We start from the raw sequence: 7,056 nt of genomic DNA, 5'->3' as shown, positions 1-7,056 counted from the left end.
CTGTGCGACCTGTCGCTGGCCGAGACGGCCGCGGCCATGGGGTGCTCCGAAGGCAATGTGAAGGCGCAGACGGCTCGGGCGCTGGCGGCGGTCCGCCAGGTGCTCGACGTCGCCGAGATGTCCGGGAGGAGTACGAGATGACGGTGGACGAGCAGCGGATCGCCGCGCTGCTGCAGTCGGCGCCGGTTCCCAAGCCACGGGTCGACGTCGCACGGGCGATCAGCGACGGACGCCGTCGCCGTCGACGCCGACGCACCGGCGGCATCACCGCGGTGACGGTGCTGACCGGGCTCGTCGTCGTGGGTGCCGTCGGGTTCGGTGGTGCCGGCCGGCCGCAGGCCCCGGACACGCCGACCGTGGTGGCGGCGCCGACCGCCGTCGCGTCCACTGCGGGGGCCCCACCGGTCACCTGCGAGGCGTCGTGGCTGCCGCAGCCGCTCGGGGGTCCGGTCGCGGTGGCGGGAGGCGTGGACCCCACCGGGCGGTACATCGTCGGCGACATCGGCACCGGGAATGAGGACGGGAGGATCGTGCTCTGGACCGACGGCAAGGCGACGGTCCTGCCCGCCGGGGCGCGCCACGCGGCGGCGGTCAACGCCCGGGGCGACGTCGTCGGCACCGGCGGCAACGGCATCGGCTGGGTCTACCGGTCCGGAAAGCTGCGCTTCCTGGTGACCCCGCCCGGCTACCAGGCGGTTCTCGTGCACGCGGTCAACGGCCGGGGTGACATCGTCGGCACCGCCCGCGGGGCCCGCGACTCGCACCAGGCGGTCCTGTGGTCGGCGGACCGGCCGCAGGAGTACCGGCTGGTCGGGCGGCCCGGATCCGCCGCGACAGCGATCACCGAGGACGGTTCCGTCGTCGGCGCGATGGGTGATCTGCCCTACCGGTGGACACCGGAGGGCACCGAAATCGCGCTGCCGGTGCCCGACGGTTTCCCGCGCGCCTCGGTGGAGGCGGCGCGTGGCGAGTGGGCGGTCGGGATGGCTCCCGGTGAGCGGCAGGGCTCTTCCGTGCGGATGCTCCCGGTGCTGTGGAACCTCACCACGGGTGCGGTGAGCCTGATGCCGTTCCCGAGTATCAGCGCCGTCGCCGGCAATGGTGAGGTGCTGGTCGACGACGGCTCGCCGCTGCTCGTCGCCCCGGACGGCACGTCCCGCCGGTTGCCGGGCAGGCCTGAGGTCCGGGCGACCGAGGCGGGCACCTACTCGGCCCGTGGGATCAGCGACGACGGTTGTACGCAGTACCCGAGCGTCTGCACCGGCTCGGCGATGAACTGGGCCAGTCCGACGACGGCGACGAGTTCGCCGATGGTGAGCCGACCCTGGAGCGCGAGCCAGCCCGCGACGCCGGCGACCGTCGCGAGGAAGAGGCCGTTGACCATTGTGGTGAGGCCGAGGTGCAGGCCCTTGGTGGTGGCGGCGCGGAGGGTCACGTCGAGGGCGTGCCGGCTGGCGCCCGCGTACCGTCGGGCGGCGTGGTCCTGCGCGCCGATGCCGCGCAGCACGCGCAGCCCGGTGACGAGGTCGACGGCGAGCGCGGTGGTGGCCGCGAGGGCCTCCTGCTGCGACGTACTGCGCCGGGTGAGCAGCGGCGCCATCCGCTGAAGGGCGACGACCAGCAGCGGTACGCCGACGAGCACCCCGAGCCCGAGGGGGACGTCGACGACGAGCAGCGCGACGGCGGCGACCACGATCGCGGTGAGCGCCGCGGCGGTGAGCCCGGCGACGCGTACGACCAGCGCGGACAACTCGGCGTCGGAGGCCGTGACGGACAGCAGCTCCCCGTCGCGCAGACCCGAGCGGTGTCCGCGCGGGTCGAGGGCGCTTCGGACGATCTCGACGCGGGTCGTGTGCGCCTCGTGTTCGACGGCGGCGTAGGCCAGCCGGGCGCCGGTGCGGTAGGCGAAGGCGAGGGCGGTGAACAGGGCGGCGAGGCCGGCGAGGGAGAGCAGCAGCGCGGTGACGTCCCCGGTGGCCACCGCCCGGTCGATGATCACGCCGATGGCGACCGGTACGAGGGCCTCGGTGGCCTGGTGGGCGCAGAGCAGCACGATGCCGAGCACCACCCGGCGGCGCTGTCGGCGCAGGGCACGGCGTAGCACCACGCTCCCGCTGATCTCGGCGACTGTCATGCTCGGATCGATGGGGGCATGGCGGCGAACTCCAGTAGGTGAGGGCAGGCTAACCTAACACGCCCTCGGCTACCGCTCCCCCACCGGTGTCCAGACGGGCAGGCCGAGCCTCCGGACGGCGATCGCGACCAGGGCTCGCGGCGGGAGCGAGACGTCGAGCACGAGCACCGACTCGTCCGGCTCGGCCGGTTCCAGCGTGGCGAGCTGGGAGTCGAGCAGGCTCGCCGGCATGTAGTGCCCCTCGCGTCGCGCCATCCGCTCCCGGATGACCTCCGCCGGCCCATGCAGGTGCACGAAGTCCACCTGCGGCGCGCCTTGGCGGAGCACGTCCCGGTACGACCGCCTCAAGGCCGAGCAGGCCAGCACCGTCGACCGGCCCTCCGCCGCGCGAGCGGCGGTCCAGCCGGCGATGTCGGCCAGCCAGGGCCGGCGGTTGCTGTCGTCCAGGGGTACGCCGGAACGCATCAGCGCCACGTTCTCCGGGGAGTGGAACTCGTCCGCCTCGACGAACGTCAGCCCGGTCACCGCGCTGATCCCGCGCGCCACTGTGGTCTTGCCCGACCCGGAGACGCCCATCACCACGATGTGCCGGCTACGCGGCTCACCAGTCATGGACCGTGCCGTCCTTGAGCCGGTTGAAGGGCAGGTAGGCCGGCTCGTACGGGAACCGGGCCGCCGCCTCCTCGTCCAGCTCCACCCCGAGCCCCGGCTGGTCGCCCGGGTGCAGGTAGCCGTCGGTGAACGTGAACGACTGCCGGAACACCTCGTTGGCGCGCGGGGTGTGCTTCATGTACTCCTGGATCCCGAAGTTGTGGATGGCCAGGTCCAGGTGCAGCGCCGCGGCCATGCCCACCGGGGAGATGTCGGTGGGGCCGTGGATGCCGGACTTGATCTGGTACTGGGCCGCGAAGTCGAGCAGCTTGCGCATGGCGGTGATGCCGCCGGTGTGGGTGACCGCGGACCGGACGTAGTCGATGAGCTGCTCGCGGATCAGGGTCTGGTAGTCCCAGACGGTGTTGAAGACCTCACCGATGGCCAGCGGGGTGGTGGTGTGCTGGCGGACCAGCCGCAGCGCCTCCTGGTTCTCGGCCGGGGTGCAGTCCTCCAACCAGAACAGGTCGTACGGTTCGAGGGACTTGCCGAGCTTCGCGGCCTGGATCGGGGTCATCCGGTGGTGGCCGTCGTGCAGCAGCGGCAGCTCCGGGCCGAACTCGGCGCGGACCGCCTCGAACACAGTGGGCAGGTGCCGCAGGTACGCGCGGGTGTCCCAGTCCTCCTCGGCCGGGAGCGGGGTGCGCTGGGCGGGTTCGTAGTCGTAGCGCTGACCGGTGGCGCTGGGTTGCGCGGCCACGCCGTAGACGGCGTTGATCCCCGGCACCGACGTCTGCACCCGGATCGACCGGAAGCCCTCGTCGAGGTGGCGGCGGATCGAGTCGAACAGCTCGGGGATGTCCCGCCCCGACGCGTGCCCGTACGCCATGATGCCGGTGCGGGACGCGCCGCCCAGCAACTGGTACAGCGGCATGCCGGCGGCCTTGGCCTTGATGTCCCAGAGCGCGACGTCGACGGCGGCGATGGCGGCCATGGTGACCGGCCCACGCCGCCAGTACGCCGAGCGGTAGAGGAACTGCCAGGTGTCCTCGATCCGGTGCGCGTCGCGCCCCATCAGCAGCGGGGCCACGTGGTCGCGCAGGTACGAGGCGACGGACAGCTCACGGCCGTTGAGCGTGGCGTCGCCCAGGCCGGTGATGCCGTCGTCGGTGGTGATCTTCAGCGTGACGAAGTTCCGGTCAGGGCTGGACACGATGATGTCCGCGGCGACGATCTTCACGGGGTGCCTTTCCGTTAGTGCCGGTCTGGGGGGCGGTCTCACCACTCCGCGAAGGAGCCGTCGGCGTGCCGCCAGGTCGGGCTGCGCCAGGCGTGACCGCGTTTGTCGGCTGTCCGTACCGCGTGTTCGTCGACCTCGATGCCGAGACCGGGTGCGGTCAGCCGGCTCACGTACCCGTCGACGAAGGTCAGCGGGGTCTTGTCGAGGCAGTAGTCGAGCACCTCGGCGCCCAGGTTGTAGTGGATGCCGATGCTCTGTTCCTGAATCAGGAAGTTGGGCGTGGCGAAGCCGACCTGGAGGCAGGCGGCGAGGGCGATCGGCCCGAGCGGGCAGTGCGGGGCGAGCTGCACGTCGTACACCTCGGCCAACGTGGCGATCTTGCGCACCTCGGTGATGCCGCCGGCGTGCGCGAGGTCCGGTTGGGCCACCGCGATGCCGGCCTGCAGGACGGGCAGGAACTCCTGCCGGCTGTAGAGCCGCTCCCCGGTCGACACCGGGGTCGTCGTGCAGCGGACGACCTCACCGATCAGGTGCGAGTTCTCCGGCACCACCGGCTCTTCGAGGAAGAACGGCCGGTACGGCTCCAGCAGCGGGGCGACCCGCCGGGCGTTGGCGACTGTGAACCGTCCGTGGAAGTCGACGGCCACGTCCCGCTGGTCGCCGAGGACCTCGCGGGCGACGGCCACCCGCCGCACCACGGCGTCGAGTTCGGCGACCGAGGCCAGCGCGCCCATCCGCCCGGAGGCGTTCATCTTCACGGCGGTCAGGCCCGCCTCGATGCGGGCGCTGATCTGGTCGCGGATCTCGGCGGGTTCGTCGCCGCCGACCCACCCGTACACCCGGATCCGGTCGCGGACCGGCCCGCCGAGCAGCTGGTGTACGGGGGCGCCGTAGTGCTTGCCCGCGATGTCCCAGAGCGCCTGGTCCAGGCCGGACACCGCGCTGGCCAGGATCGGCCCTCCCCGGTAGAAGGAGCCCTTGGTCAGCACCTGCCAGTGGTCCTCGATGCGTAGCGCGTCCTGACCCATCAGCAGCTCGGCGAGCTGGTCGACGGCCGTGCGGACGGTCTCGGACCGACCCTCGCAGGTCGCCTCGCCCCAGCCGATGATGCCGGACTCCGTCTCGATCCGGACGAACAGCCAGCGCGGCGCGACGAGGAAGGTCTCCACCCGTGCGATCTTCGTCATGGAGTGGTCAGCCCTTCGTGGCACCGGCGGTGAGGCCGGAGACGACGTACTTCTGCACGAACAGGGCGATGAGCATGATCGGCAGGGTGACCACCGTCGCCGCGGCCATCAGGCCGCCCCAGTCGATGCTGGCGTAGCCGACGAAGTCGAAGATCGCGACGGGCAGCGTCTTCGTGTCGGCGCCGGAGAGCACCAGGGCGAACATGAAGTTGTTCCAGGAGAAGATGAACGAGAGGATGCCGGCGGTCGCGACGCCGGGCACCGACAGCGGGAGGGTGATCCGCCGGAACGCGCCGATGTGGGTCAGCCCGTCGACGAGCGCGGCCTCTTCCAACTCGGTCGGCAGCCCGTCGAAGTAGCCCATCATGATGTAGACGATCAGCGGTAGCGACACGAACATGTGGCTCAGGATCAGCACGGTGAAGCCGCCGACCATCTTCAGGTTCGAGAAGACGTAGTACCACGGCACCAGGAGCGAGACGCCGGGGATCACCCGGGCCATGAGCACGACCAGCGCGGACTTCTTCATGGCGAAACGGCTCATCGAGTACGCGGCCGGCACCCCGAGCAGGAGCGAGAGCATCGTCGCCGCGAAGGCCACCCAGAGGCTGTTGCCGATGAACTGGAGGTAGTTCGCCTGCTGGAGCACCGTCTCGTAGTTCTTCAGGCTGGGTGAGAAGACGAACGCCTTGGCGGTGTCGTAGATGTCCACGTTGGTCTTGAACGACGCGGCGATCATCCAGAGCAGCGGCGCCATCAGCGCGAACACCACGACGACGAGAGCCGACGTACGGAACACCTGGTACGGCTTGCTCGGCTTCATCGGCCCAGCCCCTTCTTGCGATAGGTGAGGGCCCACATCACCCCGATGATGATCAGGAAGAAGATGATGAGGACTGTCGACGAGACGCCGTAGTCGTTGTAGTCGAAGCTCAGGCCGTAGGCGTACACGTTGAGGGTCTCGACCTCGTGGAAGGACCCGCCACCGCGACCCTTTGTCGCGTAGAGGATGTCGAACGTCTTGAGCGCGTCGATGCCACGCAGCAGGATGGCCACGATCACCGTGGGCATCAGCAGCGGCAGGGTGACGTGCCGGAACCGCTGCCAACTGCTGGCGCCGTCGATCCGGGCTGCCTCCTGGGGCTCGTCGGACAGTGAGGTGAGCCCGGCGAGCAGGATCAGCACCACCATCGGGGTCCACTGCCAGATGTCGATGAACATCGTCGTCGGCAGCGCCGAGTGCTGGCCGGCCAGCCAGGGTTGCGGGCCGATGCCGACCCAGCCGAGCAGTTGGTTCGCCATGCCGATGTTGGGGTCGAAGATCAGGCGCCACATCATGCCGACCGCCACCGGAGTGGCCACCAGCGGCAGGAGGATCGCGACCCGGACCCACTTCTCACCGCGGAAGGGTCGCCACAGCAGCAGGGCTATCGCCATGCCGAGGACGACCTCGAAGAACAGCACGACACCGGTGAAGAGGACCGTACGCCAGACCGCCGGCCAGAACCGTTCGGTGTCGGTGAGCACGTCGGCGTAGTTCTGGACGCCGATGAACTCGAAGTCGGCGCGTACCGAACCCTCGGCGTCGGTCAGGCTCAGGTACCCGGTCCACGCCACCGGAAAGATGATCAGCAGGGCGACGAACGCCATGGCGGGCGCCGCGAAGAGCCACTTGCGGTGTTCGTTGGCCCACCGTGACCAGGCGGAGTCTTCCGGGGGTGCCGCAGCGGCCTCGGGCGTGTCGGTGCGGGGGGTGATGACGGCTGACATGAGGGGTCTCCGGGTTCGGGGGTCAGGTCCCGGCGGGGGGGGGGGGGCCCGGGGGGGCGCCGCCCCGGGGGGGGGGGACGTAGGCCCGGGGGCGGGGGTGCCACCCCCCCGCGGGGGCCGGGGGGAGGGGGGCC

Annotated in this window: 7 protein-coding genes; 1 reads left to right on the top strand and 6 read right to left on the bottom strand. The window is 70.8% G+C overall.

Annotation, left to right across the window (positions count from 1 at the left end; genetic code table 11):
* Entirely contained in the window at window positions 1–141 is a 141-nt protein-coding gene (locus ACWCO3_RS29070; RefSeq protein WP_450013077.1) for a sigma factor-like helix-turn-helix DNA-binding protein, read from the top strand.
* 1,063 nt (window positions 142–1,204) lie between these two features.
* On the opposite strand, the gene ACWCO3_RS29065 is transcribed toward ACWCO3_RS29070, so the two are convergent.
* The 6 genes from ACWCO3_RS29065 to ACWCO3_RS29040 form a co-directional block, all read right to left on the bottom strand.
* Window positions 1,205–2,134, bottom strand: a complete 930-nt coding sequence (locus ACWCO3_RS29065) for an ABC transporter transmembrane domain-containing protein (protein ID WP_450013075.1) — start codon at window positions 2,132–2,134, stop codon at window positions 1,205–1,207.
* A gap of 69 nt (window positions 2,135–2,203) precedes the next feature.
* On the bottom strand, window positions 2,204–2,746 hold the full coding sequence (locus ACWCO3_RS29060; RefSeq protein ID WP_145780350.1) for a gluconokinase: 543 nt from the start codon (window positions 2,744–2,746) through the stop codon (window positions 2,204–2,206).
* Window positions 2,736–3,965 (bottom strand): D-mannonate dehydratase ManD, encoded by a 1,230-nt coding sequence (manD, locus tag ACWCO3_RS29055; RefSeq protein WP_145780349.1) that lies wholly within the window; start codon window positions 3,963–3,965, stop codon window positions 2,736–2,738. Before manD ends, ACWCO3_RS29060 begins: the two co-directional genes overlap by 11 nt.
* Window positions 3,966–4,003: 38 nt before the next feature.
* Window positions 4,004–5,152 carry a galactonate dehydratase gene (gene dgoD / locus ACWCO3_RS29050; protein WP_450013073.1) on the bottom strand — a complete coding sequence of 383 codons (1,149 nt, stop codon included), beginning with the start codon at window positions 5,150–5,152 and terminating at the stop codon, window positions 4,004–4,006.
* A 7-nt stretch (window positions 5,153–5,159) separates the two neighbouring features.
* A complete protein-coding gene (locus ACWCO3_RS29045; RefSeq protein ID WP_354879885.1) occupies window positions 5,160–5,975 on the bottom strand; it encodes a carbohydrate ABC transporter permease in 816 nt (271 codons plus the stop codon).
* Window positions 5,972–6,922 carry a carbohydrate ABC transporter permease gene (locus ACWCO3_RS29040; RefSeq protein ID WP_208744989.1) on the bottom strand — a complete coding sequence of 317 codons (951 nt, stop codon included), beginning with the start codon at window positions 6,920–6,922 and terminating at the stop codon, window positions 5,972–5,974. The genes ACWCO3_RS29045 and ACWCO3_RS29040 overlap by 4 nt, the downstream gene beginning before the upstream one ends.
* Window positions 6,923–7,056 lie beyond the last annotated feature (134 nt).

Source organism: Micromonospora sp. NPDC002411, assembly GCF_053592955.1.
Note: the sequence above shows the minus strand (reverse complement) of the source record. Positions and strands in the feature narration are given on the sequence as shown.